The organism is Pseudoalteromonas sp. MM1 (assembly GCF_030296835.1).
Taxonomy (GTDB): domain Bacteria; phylum Pseudomonadota; class Gammaproteobacteria; order Enterobacterales; family Alteromonadaceae; genus Pseudoalteromonas.
On record NZ_AP027923.1, the window covers coordinates 498288 to 517048 of the forward strand.

The following is an 18761-nucleotide window of genomic DNA, read 5'->3' on the forward strand; positions in this document are numbered from 1 at the left end:
CATAGTAAATTAACTGTTAGCAGTGTTTAGCAAAGTCGATTCACCTTAACCGAGTGAAAAAATAAGCCACAATAGGCTATTCAAGTCTGCTTTACTATTCATACTATATAGGCATGTATCTGTCTCACGTAAATAGTCGAAGTTCGAAATAGAAACTTTTTTATATTTTTCATTACACCCTATTAAAAAACAGTAGTTAGCCAAACATTTATATATGTAATATGCGTCCTGAGGACGCACCTTAAAGTGCCTTTGTTACATACTTATCATAATATTCAGCATACGAATCATAGGTAAATTTAACGGCATCTTGTGAAATTTTAGCCTTTGGAACATACGCATCAAAGCCATGGTAACAGCCTTCATATAATCTAAATGTTACATCAATACCTTCTCTTTCGAGCGCTTCTACGTAAGCAATGGTTTCATCTTTAAAAGGTTCTAAATCGCCGACAAAGGTGATGGTTGGAGGAAAATCCTTATAGTCCTTATTTCTAAATGCAGCAGCGTATTTTGGAGTGTCTAAACCTTGCTGCTTAATATCCGCAAGGTAAGCATCCCATCCTTTTTTGTTAGATTCTGCATTCCAAACAGGTACAGATACCATTTCTTGTGCTGAAGAGGTGCTTTGTGAGTCGTCTATCATTGGATAAAAAGGCATTTGAAAAGCAATATCTATGTCCTTTGTATCTCTTGCCTTTAATGTTACTGCTGCCGTTAGGCCACCACCGCCGCTATGTCCTGCAACCATAAACTTATCCTGATAAATCCCCAACTCATCAGCATGTTCCTTTGCCCATAACAAGGTTTCATAACAGTCATTAAATGCAGCAGGATATGGTGCATCTAAAGATTTTCTGTATGCCGGAGCTATCACTACACAAGGTCTTTTTTCTATAAATTGCTTAATAATATTAAGGTTAGGACCCATTTCAGGGCTGCCTAATATATAGCCGCCACCATGAATATATTCCAAACAAGGCAATTTTCCTTCCACATTAAGTGGCTTGAAAATTCTCACTCTAATGTCTGGCCCACCACTTTTACTTGGAATATACCTTTGCTCATTGTACATACCGTCTATAAGCTTACCATTAGAGAATTTAGCCATAAAATTCATCAGCTTGATGCCCCAGTTTTTACTTGCGATATAAGGTAGTATTTTAAAGGGCGTGTAAAGTGATTTTAACTCTTCATTCGCTAAATGTTTCATGTTTTTCATAATAGTTTCCCAATAGCGCACTAAAACTTGTGCGCTAAAACAGTGATAAAAATTAACCGAGTTTTAGTACTAATGACGGTATGAAAACCTACTTATTGATACGACGATACCAGTCATGTATTGCACGCCCGATGGCATAAGGCTGGTCTTCTTGCACATAGTGAATACCATTACCAATGTATGTAATTTGGATGTTTTTAGCGCGTTTCTCCCAATAGTCAGCCGCTTCTGGCGGATTCTGAGAGCCCGGTGTGGCGTAAAGATACAACCAAGGGATTTCAGTTTCTTCCAGCCATTTGTTATAAGCGCTGATCACTTTTTCCGTAGCTGCTGGCTCACCATTAATTGGTAACTCTTTGGGCCATTGATAAACCTGAATGCGTGATTTTTCAGTGGGAAAAGGTTTCAAGTATTCTTCATGTGCTGCTTTATCTAGCGGACGAACAATGGCTGCAGGTACCGCAACTTTTAAGAACCAATTGTCTTCAATAACCATCTTGCGACCCACATCTTCGCTACGAATCATTTTCGAAAATTTTGCTTTGTGTTTTGGGTAATCTTCCCACGTTTTTGCTGGTAGCAACGGCGCCATTAACGCTTCCATTGTAACAATGCCTTTAATATTGTCGGGATGCTGCCGCGCGTAATGTAAGCCAAGACCAGAGCCCCAATCGTGAACGACAAGCGTTATATTTTTTAGATCAAGCTTTTTAACGAATGCTTCGAAATAAGGGTATTGATCGCCAAACGTGTAATCCATCTCAGGTTGATCTGATTTTCCGAAGCCAATATTATCCGGCGCAATTAATCGGCCTTGCCCTTCTAAGTGAGGCATGACATTACGCCACAAATACGATGACGTTGGCTGTCCATGTAAAAATAAAATCGGATCGCCTTCACCAATGTCAATGTAAGCCATTTTTGAACCAAGAATATCGACGTATTCATGGGTATATTTTGTTGTCGAGGGGATGTCCATTGGCGCAACCTTGTATCCTTTGTAATAATTCTGTTCTTGAGACTTTATTTCTTGAGCATTCGCAAATGCTCCTATTGTGGCTATAAAGGCAGTAGCGGCCAATATGCTGGATAATAGACTTTTCATATTCATTTTCTCTTTTGTATTGTTAAACAGGAGTTATCTGCTTCTGAGATTGTTTAGTACAACGACTTCTGATTTGATTTACTTAATTGTAACCAGAAGCACTTCGACCAAATCTTTTTTACCAAAGTAGATATTTCCGTCGTTGATCATGACAAAACGGCTGTCTTGATTTAGGGGGTAGGGTGCAATGGCAGTTGCACCACCAGCGCCATCTGCAACTATGGTGGTTATTTCGCCACTAATTGACAGCGATTTGACGGTTTCACCATGTGTTGTAAAGAGTATCGATCCATCTTCTCTCACCCAGAAATCGTCAATCATTCCAACTTTCGCCAACAGCTCTGGTTTGCCTTGTGGCTTGCCATCTTTCCCTATTCTAATAAGGGACAGCGTGCCTTTGGACGTATTAGATACAATGAGTCCATCAGATCTAAGTTTTACGCCGTTAGCACCTGGAATAAACATCTTCTGATCAGCAAGTGGAGAAAGCGATTCGTCTTGTATCCATGAACTAATTTCTTGCGTTTTTGGGTTAACTTGCCAAATATTGCCCGATAGTGAATCAACCGCGAGGATTACGTTATTACCAAGCCTGACCATACCGTTCAAATACATGACTTGAGGCGCATCAAATTGCCCAATTTGCTTGCCATTTTTATCAAGCAGGATAAATTGTTGGGAGCCTACTACGTTCTCTCCAAGTAAGAGAGATTTACCAGAGGCCGCAACTAGGTAGCCTCCATCAATTGAAATAAGGCTCAATGGGTAAGCAGACAGTGTCGAAAATGTTTTCGTCTGCCCACCTTGTTCCATCACTTCAATTGACTTTGTAGGGTAGTTGGTAAAAAGTAACCTACCATCTTGTTGAACTTCTAAGTTTTCAAGAAAATTACCATGCGGATATGCTGTTAGCACTTCAATGGTTGCTGATTCATCGGTTTTTTGAGGCTTTGCCTTAGCGAGTGCAAAGTTTGACACCGAAATGCCTGCTGCTACGGTCATCACCGTAGCAGCAATCGAGAGTGTCTTCGATATAGTCATGTTTAATCTCTCTTTAATAATCAGCTCGGTGTTACGCTTTTTTGTCCCAAGAAAATTTTTGGAAAGGTTTGTCTACGGGCGTTTTCGCGATGTGATTCACATAATTACTGATCACTTTTTGAGACACGCCAAGAATAATCTCTAATAATTGACGCTGAGCATAACCCGCAGCAAAGAAAGCGCTAACGTCATCATCTGAAACATTGCCTCGATTGCGAACAACGCTCAGTGTCATATCCTGTAGTGCTTGAAGTTTAGGGGTTGGCATTTTATCTTGATTTCTTAATGCTTCGGTCAATGCAGGGTCAACTTTCATCATGTTTGCAATTCCCGTATGGGCAGGAACACAATACGTACAATTGTGTTCAACATTAATGGTTTGCCAAACAACGGTGAGTTCTTCTTTGTTGAATGAGGTATTCGTAAAAAGTTTTCCCAGCTCTTGATAGGCTATAAGCAGTTCTGGCGCTTCTGCCATTATTCCATGTAAATTAGCGATCATACCGTTGGTTTTTAGCGAAGCTTCTAGTATTGCTTTACTTTTTGTCGGTGCTGATTCTACGTTATGTATTGTAAATTCGGTCATGTTGATACCTCTTAAAATTTGGTTAATGGTTAATGGTTAATGGTTAATGGTTAATGGTTAATGGTTAATGGTTAATGGTTAATGGTTAATGGTTAATGGTTTATGCGGTTAGTGAGTACGATGAAACGAGTTCAGTTAAAATTTGCTTATACGCTTCAATCGTTCTAGAACCGTTAACGACAAGTTCGTTGTTAAAAATCATTGTAGGAACGACGGTAATTCCGAGGCTATGCCAGTGTGATACTTTATTAGCAATACGATTTTGAGTGTCTTGGTCATCCAGTATTTTAGAGATATTAGGCACTTTCACACCCGTATCTCTAAGCAAGTGCTCAAGCACTTTTCTGTCAGAGATATCCTTTTGCTCAGTAAAGAAGGCGTTAAACAACTTTTCCTTAAGTTCAGTTTGCTCTTTAGTGCCTTTTAAAAAGTCCAGTAGCGTATGTGCATCTCGCGTGTTCACGACACGTGAATTGTCAGTAAAGTTGAAGGTAAACCCTGCCTCATTTCCTAGTTGGGTAATATTGGCTCTATTAAAGTCGCCTTCTTGCTTGGTTCTTCCGTATTTGCGCGTTCCATAATCGTAAATATTTTCACCTTCCAAAGGCATTTCTGGATTCAAGAAAAATGGCTGCCATTCAATATGGACTTCTTCTTGTAAATTTAACTCTGCGATGGCTTGTTTTAGTCGCGTGTAGCCGATTGCACACCAAGGGCAAACAGCGTCAGATACGAAATCAATTTTAATTTGCTTATTCATACACCCATTACTCCGTTGTGTATCATTGTTGATGGGTAGAATTATGCGTGATATCTGTTAAAAGATAATCATGTGTTTCACCCCATGATTGTGGATATATTTTCCATAATCATTGCAGCGATAAACCTTCAATGATAACGTCAAGTGCTCATATGGCTTATAATATTGGCTTGTATCATTCTTCAGATAATTCAAGAAAATATTGTGTTGTCAGGAATAACTACAATAATGGTTGAGTAAGGGGGGGTTATGGATATTGCTACTAGGCTAGATCTATTTTTGGATGTTGTCCGTCAAGGGTCATATACCAAGGCCGCTGAATTAAGGCTCATGGATAGATCTTCATTATCAAAGCAAATTAAAATGCTAGAGAGCGAGCTAGGTACTCGTTTGCTTAACCGCTCCACTCGTTCGCTGTCGCTCACTGAGGCAGGAAAAGAAGTATTGAAGCAAGCGGAGTCCGTTAGGCAAACGATTTCTGATACGCACCGTATTGTTGAGTCGTTTCATGAAAAACCGAAAGGGTTACTGCGAATAACCTGTCCGACATTATTTGGTAAGTTGTATGTACAAAAAGCAATAAAAATATTTATGCAAAGATACCCAGATACTGATGTTCAACTCGATCTCAGTAACAAAGTATTGAATGTCATTGAAGACAGGTATGACATAGCTTTTCGAATTGGAGATATGCAAGATTCAAATTTAGTTGCCAGAAAGTTAGCCGACAATAATGTTGCCATTTTAGCTTCTAAATCGTTTATAGAGCAATATGGTATGCCGAAAACACCCGAAGACTTGGTTAAACTACCCGCGGTTTTTTTCTCTAGTGGAGGACTTGTCGTCAATAAAATTCCTATCGGAAAAGACCCTAAAAGTGGTGAATTCAAACTGTGGGAATTTAAAGGAAGATATAGAGTCAATGAACAAGAACTTGTTCTTGACTCGGTAAAGTCTGGGCAAGGTTTTGGCGTACTCGCACTCTATATGTTGGGTGACAATATTAAGAAATTTGATTTGGTGCCTTTACTAACAAATTATGCATTGCCAGAATCATTTGGTGCGCTTTATGCGGTTTACCCACACAGAAGTCCGACACCACTGGTCAATAAATTTCTAGAAACATTTAGAGAAACAATAGGAGAACATCCTGTCTGGGATAGTTATATTGATAATTATGAGAATTACTATCAATAAGTTATCAGATTTTGGTTCATGTATAGTAATACCAATTCGCAATAATACTGAATCATTTTGCGGGGCTCAATGTGTCGCTACCTGAGTTAATAAATCCTCATTTAAGACTGCATGGATGCAGAAGGTAGAGTAATGCAGGAGCAATTGCTGAGCACTACTAAATAGCGAATTTATTGCCTAGTTATCTACACGTTTTTCCAGCTTCAAAATTGATCACTTGTTTAAGCGGCTTAGTATAAAATCGATGACTAATTTTTTATGCGTGTATCTATATCACCCGTTTCAAGGCACTTACGTACATACTATTTAATACACCTTCCTCAACAATCGGACTATTATACAATTAAAACGGGGGCTATGAGTTCAAACAGACCCTAGGAATGAGCAATAAATAACAGTTGATACTTTGCTGTAAATAATTGTGGGTACACAAATGCTTTTTCAGCTTTCTACGGTTTTATTATTTACTTTGATTTCAACCCCGTTAAGCTGACATCAATAAACATATTTAGTAATTGAAATGTAATGGCACACACACCCAGCAATAACAAATAAGTGCCAAATAGCATGACTAAATTGCGTGCTTTTAGCGCTATAAAATATAGTACCTAAGCTATAAAAAATACCACCGGCAAGTAACCAGTAAAGTGCGTTTACATCAATATTTAAATAAAGCGGGTAAACAATTGCAAGGGCAAACCAGCCCATGAGTAAGTAGGTAGCCAGCGATATTTTTTTATTACCATTTTTAACCAGTACTTTATAAGCAACGCCACCAAGCGCGACTGCCCAAATAAAACTCAGTGTCCCCCAAGACCAAGCGCCATTAAGGGATAGCAACAAAAATGGGGTGTAGGTACCGGCTATTAATACGTAAATAGCGCAGTGATCACACTTTTTATAAAAAGCGCGTATTTTTGGCTGTACACTGGCGTGATAAAGTGTGGATGATAAAAACAATACAAATAAACTAGCCCCATATACAGCGGTGCTTATATAGGCTTTTACGCTGGTGGCTTGTTTAAATAAGTCCCACATTACAAACACGGCAAAAAATATACCCAGTGCATGGCTTAATACATTGAGCTTTTCTTCTTTGCGAGAATAGGGTGCATCTATAGTCATACTTGTCCTACCACTTATTAATTAAACTTGAGTGTACAGGTGTACGCTCAATGTTTCAATGTCATCATTGTTACTGTAAATTAGCCTCGTTACTTTTATTGATTTTAAAAGGAATTAATTGGTTAAAGTGTGGTCGTATAGTCTCAATTAATGAAGGCACGTTTATTATGAAAAAAGAGCTCAAAGCCGTTTTACTTACGGCCATCGTGTATCCTGGGGCAGGACATTTATCGCTTAAAAAGCATTTAATAGGTTGTATTTTTGCAGGTGTATTTACGCTACTTTTGTTTATGACATTAGGTGATATTTTGGCTATAGCGCAATGTAGCGCAAATGAAATTTTAGCAGGTAAAATCCCGATGACGTTTTCGGGTATTTTACAAGCCGCCCAAAGTCCTTCTAATGAATGTGCACAGCTTGGGGAATATAAATACCTTCCTTTAATGGTAGTTATTTGGTTACTCAGTATGGTTGATGCCTACAGGTTAGGTAAAAAAGTAAAACCCGATGCGCAAAATAAACAGTAAAGGTAGTAATTGTTTTAAACTGCAAATTGTGAGTTGAAAATATTTACTAATAGTTAGTCAAAAAATTAAAAAGGTTAGTTAAATTAACCAAGCCTGAATGCTGCGTTGCTATATGATTTTTAAGATAGTCTTCAAATATCAATGGTTTAATTTTTATTTTTCTGTTGGCACAACCCTTGATTATGTTATTGCGTCTAAACAATATACACAACAAGGAATACCATTATGAAACATTCAATTAAAATCGCTATGGCAAGTTTATTAGTATTAAGTTCTTCGCAAGTACATGCAAGTGAAGTGGACTTAGATGTAACTGATATCATAACGCAAAACGTAACAAGCTATATTAATCAAGCAACGGCTGAGCTTGAGCAATCAATTTCGCAAAGCCTTAGTTTTGATGCACAGGCAGTACTTGAGCAATTACTAGACCAAGCGCAAGAGCAATCAAACGTTACTGTGCAGTCAACAGCACCGGTAAATACGCAAGTTAAAGCTAAATAAGTGCAAAAGGATAAGACGATGAGTAATGAATTAGGATTATTTGCACTTATGTTGGCGCCTGTTGTAAGCATGATTAGTGTTTATTATATGGTTCAAGTAATAAAAAGTATGGGAAGTTGGATCAACTTTTAATTAATAGGTAAATAATTCGATTTCAGTAAGCTGATCGACTTAGTAAAAGCGCACGTAAATAAAGGCAGTGTAATTTAAAGAAGTAGACTTTATGAAACGTGCGATTTTCCCATTACCAATATTTGTATTACCTGAAGGCTATACGCGTTTGCGTATATTTGAACCTAGGTATTTAAACATGGTAAAAACCGCACTACAAAATAACGTCGGTTTTGTACTGTGCACCTACCAGCACGATACGCCATTTAATATTAGCGCTCAGGGTTGTTTGGTCGATATTATCGACTTTGATCAAGACCCTAGCAATATGCTACTTATTGATGTGTACGCTGCTAAAAGCGTGCAAATAAATGACGTATACCAAGACGAAAGCCAATTGCGCCATGGCTTATTAAGCGATTGCAATACGCCGTATTGGTACAATGACTCCCACAGTGAAATTTCGGCTGATAATCAACGTTTGTCTGATTCTTTGCAGGATATATTTTTAAACAATAAAGAGCTTTCTAGTTTATATAGGCAAACCAAGTTTGATAATTTAGCTTGGGTAGTTGCGCGCTGGCTTGAGCTTTTACCTATATCTATTGATAAAAAACAGCAACTTGCGTTCGAAAGTAACTTTGCTAACTTACTAAACTTCCTCCATACTGTGATTAACAATGAATTTGCCTAAAATAATGTGATCTGCGTTTAATTGCTTGGCGTATAGATTTGTACAAAAGCACACACGGGATTAATTATTATGGTAAGTCAACAACCCTCACCACGTTGTGAACCTAATACAGGTAAATATACTGCCATGCCAGAAACGCCAAGTGCAGAGCTTATGCAAGCTCTGCTTGATGTAGCCACTTCGCGAGACAAAAGAGCGTTTGCTTACTTATTTGAGTATTTTTCGCCAAAAATTAAACGATTTGGAATTAAGCAGTTTGGCTCTGAGGCACAAGCTATGGAGCTTGTACAAGAAACACTAACCTCAGTTTGGCGTAAAGCGCATTTGTATCACAGCGATAAAGGGGCTGCGACAACTTGGGTATATACCGTAATGCGTAATGCCTCATTTGATATGCTTCGTAAAATGAAAAGTAATAAAGAAGAAAATATAAGCGAAGATATTTGGCCACTTATTAATGAATCCCAAGATACAACACTTGAATTTAGCGACCACTTGGAAGACCAACAAATTAAACGCTACCTAGATAAATTGCCAGCTGCACAGCGAGAGGTAGTTAGAGGTGTTTATTTTCAAGATATGTCGCAAGAGCAACTAGCTCAACAACTTAATATTCCTGTAGGCACGGTAAAATCACGATTGCGTTTAGCCTTGCAAAAATTACGTAATGAAATGGGAGATCAGCATGATTAAACATCACCCTAGTGAAACTTTACTAGCACAATATTGTTCAGCGCAGTTACCTGCATCGTTAAGTGTTGCGGTATCTATTCATGTTGATATGTGCCCAGTGTGTCAAGCAAAAGTGGCACAACTCGAAGCAGAAAACGCAAAAGAGGTGTTTAGCGAGTCGCAATTGAGCTCCAGCACGGTTAAAAACAGCCACGATACCGAAGAAGTAGACTTCGGTACTGACCTGCTTAACTTGATAACAGCTGATCCTAGTATTGATGAAGTGTATGAAGTTGAGCCGGTAACGATACAAGTTAATGAGCATAACTACGAACTACCACGTGCCTTAACACGTATTTCGCATGGGCGCTTTACGCAAGTGGGTAAGCTTGCTCGCTCTCGCGTTGCTATTGATGATGGCCCATTGCGCTCGAGCCTTTTACACATAGGTGCAGGTGGCGAAATCCCAGAGCATACTCATACTGGTTTTGAAGTAACATTGCTATTAGATGGTGAGTTTAGTGATGAAGAGGGCAGTTACGTGCCAGGTGACTTTATTTGGCAAGATGGCTCTCATCAGCATACGCCACTTACAAAAAACGGCTGCTTGTGCTTTACAGTAGTCAGTAGTGCGCTACATTTTAATAAAGGACTCAGTAAGTTACTTAATCCTATAGGTAACTTGATTTATTAAGAGAATTTATGCAAACAGACACAATAAAAATAGGTATTAGCGCTTGCTTAGCAGGCGAAAAAGTACGTTTTGATACAGGCCATAAAAAGTCTAATTTTTGTATGGATGAACTCGGTAAATACGTAGAGTACACCCGATTTTGCCCAGAGGTAGCCGTAGGTTTACCTATTCCTAGACCAACCATACGCCAAGTGCGTGTGGGCGATACAATAAAAGTGTGTCGCCCAGATGGTACTGGTGATGTTGGGCCTAAACTAACTGAATACGGTAAAAAAGTTGCTACAGAGCAAGCACAAAATTTAAGTGGGTTTGTTTTTTGTGCAAAAAGCCCGAGCTGTGGTATGGAAAGAATAAAAATATATAACGAGGCGGGCACCGGCAATACATCTGAAGGCGTTGGTTTTTTTGCTGAGCAAATAATGAAGCACAATCCATTATTGCCATGCGAAGAAAACGGCCGCTTAAACGATATGCATTTACGCGAAAACTTTGTAATGCGTGTATATGCTTATAAACAATGGCAATTGCTAGCCTCTGAGCCGCTTACAGTGCATAAGCTTACGCAGTTTCATTCTCAATATAAATATTTACTCATGGCTCATAATTACCAAGCATACCGAGATTTAGGTAATTTACTTGGTACTTATAAAGGCGATGATATTAACGCTTTAGCAGGTGAGTACATTCTTGGTTTAATGAATGGTCTTAAAAAGCCTGCATCGCGCAGAAATAACTGCAATACGTTAATGCATTTACAGGGCTACTTTAAAAAAGACTTATCTAAGATAGAGAAGCAAGAGCTTAGAGATGCCATAGATGAGTATCGTCAAGGCATTGTCCCCTTATATGTACCGCTTACTTTGCTAAAACACCACCTTAAAGTACACCCTAATGAATATTTAGAAAAGCAGGTGTTTTTTAATCCTTACCCTAATGAACTAAAATTACGTTACGGCATATAATGAATACACTTTTTTGGTTTAGGCGCGATTTGCGCCTTTTTTCTAACGAAGCGCTTATTGAAGCGTTAAACAATGGCGCTAAACAGGCCATTTTTTTTATCTGCGAAAAGCAATGGCAACAACATAATACTGCACCTATTCAAATAGATTTACTAAAAAGGCGGATCAATTATTTACGTCAGGAGCTAGCGCAGTACGCAATAAAGCTGCACATTATTGATGCCCCTTATTTTGATGATTGTGAAAATGCGCTTTTATCATTTTGCGATAAACACCATATTAACCATATAGTTGCTAACAAAGAGTATGAGTTAAATGAAGTAAATCGCGATACGCAAATACTTGCAAAATGTGATGATAAAAATATTACTTTTGCCCTGTATGAGGGAGATGTAATAGCGCCTGTTGGAAGTGTTAAAAACCAAAACAACGAAATGTATAAAGTGTTTACGCCATTTAAAAAACAGTGGCTTAAACAGCATCAAGATACGCATTTTAGCCTATTAGCGTGGCCATTAGACAAACAGCCAATAGATATTGATGCTAACAAGGCATTAAAGACAGATGGCAGCTCAGAAAAATGGCCGGTTGATGATGAAAGCTTAGCAACAATTGTTGATAATTTTATTTGCGACAAATTAAGTAGCTATGACGATCAGCGTGATATACCCAGCATTAAAGGCACATCGGGTTTAAGCCCTTATTTAGCGCTGGGTATTATAAGCCCTAAGCAGTTAGTGGTTAACATTCAAAACCGCTACCCAGATATTTTAACAACCTCAAAAAGTAAAACTTTTACTTGGATAAACGAGCTTATATGGCGAGAGTTTTACCGACATTTGTTAAGTGAATACCCAAAGCTTTCTCGCGGTGAGAACTTTAACGAAAAATATAACGCTGTCAAATGGCGAAAAAACGACGCTGAATTTAAAGCTTGGTGTGAAGGTAAAACAGGTTACCCACTCGTTGATGCAGCAATGCGCCAGTTAGTGCAAACTGGCTGGATGCATAATCGCTTAAGAATGGTGGTTGCCAGCTTTTTGACCAAACATTTATTGATTGACTGGCGTGAAGGCGAGCAGTTTTTTATGCAGCACCTTATTGATGGTGATTTAGCCTCTAATAATGGCGGTTGGCAGTGGGCTGCAAGTACTGGCTGTGACGCGCAGCCTTATTTTCGCGTGTTTAATCCTATCACTCAAAGTGAGCGCTTTGATCCAAATGGTAAATTTATACGTAAATATTTGCCAGAGCTTGAAAAAGTGCCAGATAAACATATTCATTTTCCGCATGCTTATTTAGCGTCAATAGGCGCTGATAAGCAATGTTACTGGCCGGCAATCGTAGATCATAAAGCAGCTCGCGAACGTGCAATAGCTGCATTTAAGGTGTGATATGGAAACAGCATTACCGGTAGCAAAATTTGTAGAAATATATCAACAACTCGATAAATCAAACTTGCATTTGCTTAATGATATTTACAGCGAGCAAATTAAATTTAAAGACCCAATGCACGAAATACACGGACTAAGTGAGCTTACCCGATATTTTTCTAATCTTTATAGTAACGTGAAGCATTGTCAGTTTGATATTAGCGACACCTATGAGCGTGATGACAAAGCATTTTTATATTGGACTATGCATTACGCTCACCCAAAACTGGCTTCTGGCAAAACTATATCGGTAGAAGGGCACAGTAAGCTGGTATTTAAAGAGGGTAAGATTATTAACCACCGCGACTATTTAAATGTAGGTGAAATGCTATACAAGCATATTCCTATTTTGGGTGGGATTATAAATTACATAGATAAACGAGCAGGGTAGCGATGAATATTTTAATTACAGGTGCAACCTCAGGTATTGGTGAGCAGCTTGCAATAAAGTACGCCCAGCAAGGCAACACAGTGATTGCATGCGGTAGAAACCTAGAAAAGTTAGCTGAGCTTGAAAAACACACCAATATTAAAGCGTGTCAGTTTGATGCCACGGATCTTAAAGATATAAAGCAAGCAACTCTTGGGTTTAGTGCTTTTGATAAGGTTATTCTTAATGCTGGTAACTGTGAGTATGTTGATGATGCCCGTAACTTTGACAGCGCTTTGTTTGAGCGAGTTATTTCGGTTAATCTGCTGGCAATGGGCTATTGCCTAGAGGCACTATTACCAAAAATTAATGCGGGCGGACAACTTGTGCTTGTTAGCTCAAGCGTTACATATTTACCTCTGCCACGTTCAGAAGCTTATGGCGCATCTAAGGCTGGGGTAAGCTATTTAGCGAAAAGTTTAGCAATCGACTTAAATGATGTTGATGTTACGTTAGTACACCCTGGTTTTGTAAAAACCCCCCTTACTGATAAAAACGATTTCCCAATGCCTATGGCCGTTACAGCAACAGAGGCCGCTGATTACATGATCAGGGGGATCAATAAACGCCGTAAAGAAGTTCATTTTCCTTATCGGTTTACGCTTATTTTAAAAGCATTACGTATTTTACCGTTACCACTTTGGTTAAGTTTAGCAAAAGGACTAGCCCGTTGAAAAAAATAGCAATAATAGGTTCTGGCGTATCGGGTTTAACCTGTGCTCATTTACTGCATAAACATTACGATATTACCGTATTTGAAAAAAACGATTATATTGGTGGTCATACCGCGACAGTAGAGATATCTGATGCTGGAGTTAAACGCGCAATAGACACGGGCTTTATAGTATTTAATGATCGCACTTACCCGTATTTTGAAAAACTACTCGCGCGCATTGGCGTAGATAGACAAGAAACACAAATGAGCTTTAGCGTTCATAATCAAGCAAGCGGTTTTGAGTACAACGGACATACCTTCACCAGTTTATTCGCCCAAAAAAGAAATATATTTAGGCCTAAGTTTTGGCGCTTGTTAAGCGATATTGTTAAGTTTAATAAATTATGTAAAGCAATGCACAGCGAGCAAAACTACCCGAAAGATCAAACGCTGGGTCAGTTATTAGATACGCACGGCTTTAATGATTTTTTTAAATACCATTATATTTTACCTATGGGGGCGGCTATCTGGTCAACTAGCATCAAAGAGATGCAAAATGTAGGGGTTGAGTTTTTTGTAAACTTTTTTTACAACCATGGCTTACTTGATATTACAAATAGGCCGCAGTGGTATGTAATTCCTGGTGGGTCTAAGCAATACATTAAGCCGCTTATTAAAGGTTTTGCGGATCGGATAAAACTAAACACCGATATAGAGACGGTTACTCGTGTAGATAATAAAGTAATTATTACCCTTGAAAATGGCGAGCACGCAGAATTTGATAAAGTGGTATTTGCGTGCCACTCAGATCAAGCCCTTGCGTTACTGGGCGATGCTACTGAGCAAGAGCAGGCTGTATTAGGTGCAATTCCCTATACCGAAAATTCGGTGGTACTGCATACTGATACCCGTTTACTGCCAGATAGAAAAGCCGCTTGGGCAAGTTGGAACTACCTTCTAAACGAAAATACCGATAAAGCAGCGGTTGTTACATACCAAATGAATATACTGCAAGGTATTGACTCAGATACTCAATTTTGTGTAACCCTTAATCACTTAGAAGGGATTAACAAAGCAAATATATTACGCGAGTTTACTTATCATCACCCTGTTTTTAACGAATCATCCATTGCCGCACAAAAACTAAAGCACACTGTTGATGGCCAAAATAATAGCTATTTTTGTGGTGCTTATTGGTATAACGGTTTTCATGAAGATGGTGTTCGCAGTGGAGTAGATGTGGCTAAACAGTTAGGTGTTGAATTTGAATAGCGCTGTATACTTAGGCGATGTAAGGCATCGGCGCTTTGCTGTAAAAAACCATCAGTTTAAATACCCACTGTATATGATGTGGGTAGATTTAAAAAATCCGTTATTGCTTAATAATATCCACCCTATGTTAGGTACTTTTGGTTTTAAAGCACTGCGTTTTAATCAAGCTGATTATTTAAATACACTGTCAAATTCAGAGCCATTAAGCATTTTTGAACGTGCACAGTGCCAAATAGAAAAACTAGGTGTTAAAGAGACGTTTACGCATATTTATATGCTTGGTCAACTTAGGTGCATGGGAATTTATTTTAGCCCTGTAAATTTTTACTTTTACGGTAATAGCACCGATAACTTTAACTATATGGTGGCCGAGGTAAGCAATACGCCTTGGAATGAGCGCCATTATTATTTGGTGCCCTTACAAAAAAAAGTGAACTTTAAAAAGGCTTTCTCCGTATCACCTTTTATGAATTTAGATATGGACTACCATTGGCAGGTACAACACACTGTCGATAACACATTAATTCATATAGAAAATAAACGTGGGGATGAGTTGTTATTTGACGCTTCTTTACGGTTAAAGCGAAGTCAGTTAACTAGGCAAGAAGTTAATAAATTATTAAAAAAATTTCCTGCGATGACTTTGTCCATTTTCAAAGGTATTTATGTGCAAGCATTTAAGCTGTTTATTAAAAGGGTTCCTTTTTTAGGTCATTCAGGAAAACCTTAGTATAGTTAAACAAGCCTTGTTGCAGGTAGCGATACAATTATAAAGGGTTTAAGATGGAAAAAGTCTCAAGTATAAATTGCCAAGAGCAAACAGGTTGGTTTACAAACTTATATAAAAAGCTAGTCACCAAAGCCTTTGCAAGTATTGAAACAGGCCAAATAGTGTTAGTTGAGAACAGTTGCTCAGCAGTATTTGGTCAACAACATTCAGACTTAAAAACCACTATTACCGTTAACGACACCGCCATGTATAAAGCATTTGCGCTATCTGGCAGTGTGGGGGCGGGTGAGTCTTACATTCTTGGGCAATGGTCGTGTGATAACTTGACCAAACTAATCGAAATTTTTGCTATAAACCAAAAACAACTAGATGCGTTTGAAAAAAAATTCTCGTTTTTTAGTGGCTTAGCTCACCGGTTCAACCATCTCAAAAACAGCAACTCAGAATCTGGTTCGAAAAAGAATATTGTTGCACACTACGATTTAGGTAACGATTTATACGAGTCATTTTTAAGTGATGAAATGCTTTATTCTTGCGCTGTTTATCCTGAAAAAGACGCCTCACTTGAGGACGCTCAGCAAAATAAGCTAAAACAAATTTGTGAGCAGGTAGAGATAAACGAAGGGGATTCAGTTATTGAAATTGGCACAGGCTGGGGGGCGTTTGCTATTTACGCAGCCACACATTACAACTGCCATGTAACCACAACAACGATTTCTGATGAACAATATGCCTATGTTGCAAACAAGGTTAAACAGCTAGGGCTTGAAAATAATATAACTTTGCTCAAGCTCGATTATCGTTTATTAGAAGGTCAATACGACAAGCTCGTATCAATAGAGATGATAGAAGCAGTAGGGCATGAATATCTACCAAGCTTCTTTAAGCAATGTAATAGCTTGCTTAAAGAAGACGGTGCAATGCTTATTCAAGCAATTACTATTGGCGATCAACGTTATCAACATTATTTAAAAAACTCTGACTTTATTCAGCAGTATATTTTCCCCGGTGGTTGTTTGCCTTCAATTAATGAGATGAGCGAGCAAATTAAAAACAATACCGATATGGTTATTCATACTGTAAACGACATAGGTGCGCATTATGCTAGAACACTAGCCGATTGGCGCACACGCTTTATCGATAACTGGCACACCTTAGACAGTGACAAGTTTGATGAGCGTTTTTACAGGTTATGGTTATTTTACTTTGCTTACTGTGAAGGTGCTTTTAGAACGCGAGCAACTAGTACTGTTCATTTAACGGCTCGTAAACCACGTTTTACTAGTCAAAATGACGAAATTGCCCTTAATTATTAATTTTGTGCTTTTTCAAACAGTGTGGTTTCTATCACTGTTTTTAGAAGCTCAATCTGTTTTATACACATCAATTATTGTTGTGCTTATGTTTGTTTTATCAAAGCAGCATAAGCTCGATGGGCTGCTATTAGCCAAAGCTTTACCTATTGCGCTGTTATGTGAATACCTTGCTGTGCAGCTAAACCTTCTGGAGTTTAAAGTATCACCTTTCCCGCTTTGGTTAGCCTTGCTATGGGCTGCATTATTGCTTTGCTTAAACACATCAATGGCGTTTATTACTAACCTCAAACTTTGGCAAGCCTATTTAGTGTGCTTAGCCTTTGCGCCAATTAGTTATTATTCAGGTGCTCAATTTGGCGTGCTTAGTATTTATTCACCTGTCTGGGCATTTTGGCTTCTGTACGGCTCACTTTGGGCTGCAGCCTTTACATTAATTCTTATTATTAACCAAAAAATTAAAGCGCTTTTAAATTTTAGCAAGCAATAACAGGAGCTTGTATGAATATTACCGCAAAAATATGTGCAGTAACGGCCACAATGATTATGGCTACTTTTTTTACCCCGTTGAGTTTTAGTGAAGAGCAGACTGACTTTAAAAAAGTGGGCGAGGCGCGCATGGAATATTTATTTTGGGATGTTTACGATGCAACCTTATACACCCGCTCAGGAAGTTATAAACAACAGGATCACCCAGTAAAATTTAAGCTCACCTATTTACGAGATTTTGCAGCAAAAGACATTGTTAAAGCCACTGAAGAGCAATGGCAACATTTAGGTAAAAGTGATTTATCAGCTAAGTATGCTGATAAATTGCTCGCTCTTTGGCCAGACATTAAAAAAGGCGAGTCGTTAAGCTTACAAACGTCACCAAGCGGTCAGACTACTTTTTATCATAATGAAAAAAAGTTAGGTGAAATTACAGACTCACAATTTGCCAACCAGTTTTTAGCTATTTGGCTAAGCCCAAACACCTCAGAGCCAGCACTTAGAAAACAGTTATTAGGGAATTAACATGCGAAATATAAATAAATTTAAACAGCTATGTATTTTAATGGTCGCATTATTTTTAGTGAGCTGCTCCGCGCCAAAAGTAGATCACTACAATAGCAGCAACCCAGAATTTGATTTTAAAGCGTTTTTTAGCGGCGATTTGAAAGCATACGGCGTTGTGCAAGATTATAAAGGCGAACTGACACGTAAACTTGTTGTCACTATGAATGCGCGCTGGGAAGGTCACGAGGGCGTTATAGAGGAAGACTTTGTGTATGATGATGGTGAAACACAAAAGCGTATTTGGTATGTCACGCTTAATGACGATAATAGCTTAGTGGGACGTGCTGATGATGTGCTTGGCATAGCAACCGGTAAAAGCGCAGGCAGTGTGTTTCATTGGAACTACAATGTGGCCTTACCCTATGACGGCAGTACGCTTGAGGTTAATTTTGATGATTGGATGTACCTGGTTACACAATCGCGCTTGATAAACCGAACGTCTATTGTTAAGTTTGGTGTCGAGGTTGGGGAAGTGACCTTAGTTATCGAAAAAATATAGAGCAGTGTGTTATTTAAAGTGTGCCTTTTGTGTACTTAAATTAAGTTTTAGTTAACCCAACACGCTGTATTTTACCGAGAATTATTAAAATTTTACGCATTTTCGAAGTATTTAAGCAAAAAATGCAATTTGCTGTTGCTAACTCTTTAAAAATGCATAAAGATAGGTTTTGC

General features: G+C 38.5%; 22 protein-coding genes. 16 read left to right on the plus strand and 6 right to left on the minus strand.

Going from position 1 to position 18761, the window contains the following annotated elements; all coding sequences use genetic code 11:
- Positions 1-241 precede the first annotated feature (241 nt).
- From QUE46_RS18860 to QUE46_RS18880, 5 genes are all read right to left on the minus strand, one after another.
- Positions 242-1222: an alpha/beta hydrolase gene (locus QUE46_RS18860; RefSeq protein WP_286248021.1), complete on the minus strand. Its 981-nt coding sequence runs from the start codon at positions 1220-1222 to the stop codon at positions 242-244.
- An 88-nt stretch (positions 1223-1310) separates the two neighbouring features.
- Positions 1311-2327 carry a haloalkane dehalogenase gene (locus QUE46_RS18865; protein WP_286248023.1) on the minus strand — a complete coding sequence of 339 codons (1017 nt, stop codon included), beginning with the start codon at positions 2325-2327 and terminating at the stop codon, positions 1311-1313.
- Between the two features lie 78 nt (positions 2328-2405).
- A complete protein-coding gene (locus QUE46_RS18870; RefSeq protein ID WP_286248026.1) occupies positions 2406-3368 on the minus strand; it encodes a hypothetical protein in 963 nt (320 codons plus the stop codon).
- A 31-nt stretch (positions 3369-3399) separates the two neighbouring features.
- Positions 3400-3954 carry a carboxymuconolactone decarboxylase family protein gene (locus tag QUE46_RS18875; RefSeq protein WP_286248028.1) on the minus strand — a complete coding sequence of 185 codons (555 nt, stop codon included), beginning with the start codon at positions 3952-3954 and terminating at the stop codon, positions 3400-3402.
- A gap of 100 nt (positions 3955-4054) precedes the next feature.
- On the minus strand, positions 4055-4714 hold the full coding sequence (locus QUE46_RS18880) for a DsbA family oxidoreductase (protein WP_286248030.1): 660 nt from the start codon (positions 4712-4714) through the stop codon (positions 4055-4057).
- Positions 4715-4963: 249 nt separating this feature from the next.
- Here QUE46_RS18880 and QUE46_RS18885 point away from each other — a divergent pair, with 249 nt between their 5' ends.
- Positions 4964-5911, plus strand: a complete 948-nt coding sequence (locus QUE46_RS18885) for a LysR family transcriptional regulator (RefSeq protein ID WP_286248032.1) — start codon at positions 4964-4966, stop codon at positions 5909-5911.
- A 495-nt stretch (positions 5912-6406) separates the two neighbouring features.
- Here the strand turns inward: QUE46_RS18885 and QUE46_RS18890 are convergent, their stop codons facing one another.
- The gene (locus QUE46_RS18890; RefSeq protein ID WP_286248035.1) at positions 6407-7036 is read right to left on the minus strand and encodes a hemolysin III family protein; all 630 of its coding nucleotides are present in this window, start codon (positions 7034-7036) and stop codon (positions 6407-6409) included.
- 167 nt (positions 7037-7203) lie between these two features.
- Here QUE46_RS18890 and QUE46_RS18895 point away from each other — a divergent pair, with 167 nt between their 5' ends.
- The 15 genes from QUE46_RS18895 (at position 7204) to QUE46_RS18965 (ending at position 18588) form a co-directional block, all read left to right on the plus strand.
- Entirely contained in the window at positions 7204-7563 is a 360-nt protein-coding gene (locus QUE46_RS18895; protein ID WP_286248037.1) for a hypothetical protein, read from the plus strand.
- 225 nt (positions 7564-7788) lie between these two features.
- Positions 7789-8067 carry a hypothetical protein gene (locus QUE46_RS18900; RefSeq protein WP_286248038.1) on the plus strand — a complete coding sequence of 93 codons (279 nt, stop codon included), beginning with the start codon at positions 7789-7791 and terminating at the stop codon, positions 8065-8067.
- A gap of 223 nt (positions 8068-8290) precedes the next feature.
- The gene (locus tag QUE46_RS18905) at positions 8291-8872 is read left to right on the plus strand and encodes an LON peptidase substrate-binding domain-containing protein (protein ID WP_286248040.1); all 582 of its coding nucleotides are present in this window, start codon (positions 8291-8293) and stop codon (positions 8870-8872) included.
- Between the two features lie 69 nt (positions 8873-8941).
- Positions 8942-9565, plus strand: a complete 624-nt coding sequence (locus QUE46_RS18910; protein WP_286248042.1) for a sigma-70 family RNA polymerase sigma factor — start codon at positions 8942-8944, stop codon at positions 9563-9565.
- Positions 9558-10238 (plus strand): ChrR family anti-sigma-E factor, encoded by a 681-nt coding sequence (locus QUE46_RS18915; RefSeq protein WP_286248044.1) that lies wholly within the window; start codon positions 9558-9560, stop codon positions 10236-10238. The genes QUE46_RS18910 and QUE46_RS18915 overlap by 8 nt, the downstream gene beginning before the upstream one ends.
- Positions 10239-10246: 8 nt before the next feature.
- Entirely contained in the window at positions 10247-11200 is a 954-nt protein-coding gene (locus tag QUE46_RS18920; RefSeq protein WP_286248046.1) for a DUF523 and DUF1722 domain-containing protein, read from the plus strand.
- Complete coding sequence (gene phrB / locus QUE46_RS18925; protein WP_286248048.1) at positions 11200-12594, plus strand: deoxyribodipyrimidine photo-lyase; 1395 nt, start codon at positions 11200-11202, stop codon at positions 12592-12594. Before QUE46_RS18920 ends, phrB begins: the two co-directional genes overlap by 1 nt.
- Position 12595: 1 nt before the next feature.
- Positions 12596-13024, plus strand: coding sequence for a nuclear transport factor 2 family protein (locus tag QUE46_RS18930; protein ID WP_286248050.1), 429 nt, complete (start codon positions 12596-12598; stop codon positions 13022-13024).
- Between the two features lie 2 nt (positions 13025-13026).
- Positions 13027-13737, plus strand: a complete 711-nt coding sequence (locus QUE46_RS18935; protein WP_286248052.1) for an SDR family NAD(P)-dependent oxidoreductase — start codon at positions 13027-13029, stop codon at positions 13735-13737.
- Positions 13734-14990 carry an NAD(P)/FAD-dependent oxidoreductase gene (locus QUE46_RS18940; protein ID WP_286248054.1) on the plus strand — a complete coding sequence of 419 codons (1257 nt, stop codon included), beginning with the start codon at positions 13734-13736 and terminating at the stop codon, positions 14988-14990. Before QUE46_RS18935 ends, QUE46_RS18940 begins: the two co-directional genes overlap by 4 nt.
- Entirely contained in the window at positions 14983-15720 is a 738-nt protein-coding gene (locus QUE46_RS18945) for a DUF1365 domain-containing protein (RefSeq protein WP_286248056.1), read from the plus strand. Before QUE46_RS18940 ends, QUE46_RS18945 begins: the two co-directional genes overlap by 8 nt.
- 53 nt (positions 15721-15773) lie before the next feature.
- Entirely contained in the window at positions 15774-17036 is a 1263-nt protein-coding gene (locus QUE46_RS18950; RefSeq protein ID WP_286248058.1) for a cyclopropane-fatty-acyl-phospholipid synthase family protein, read from the plus strand.
- Positions 17011-17523 (plus strand): DUF2878 domain-containing protein, encoded by a 513-nt coding sequence (locus QUE46_RS18955; RefSeq protein ID WP_286248060.1) that lies wholly within the window; start codon positions 17011-17013, stop codon positions 17521-17523. The genes QUE46_RS18950 and QUE46_RS18955 overlap by 26 nt, the downstream gene beginning before the upstream one ends.
- Positions 17524-17573: 50 nt before the next feature.
- Positions 17574-18047: a chalcone isomerase family protein gene (locus QUE46_RS18960; RefSeq protein ID WP_286249266.1), complete on the plus strand. Its 474-nt coding sequence runs from the start codon at positions 17574-17576 to the stop codon at positions 18045-18047.
- 1 nt (position 18048) lies between these two features.
- On the plus strand, positions 18049-18588 hold the full coding sequence (locus tag QUE46_RS18965) for a DUF3833 domain-containing protein (RefSeq protein ID WP_286248062.1): 540 nt from the start codon (positions 18049-18051) through the stop codon (positions 18586-18588).
- Positions 18589-18761 lie beyond the last annotated feature (173 nt).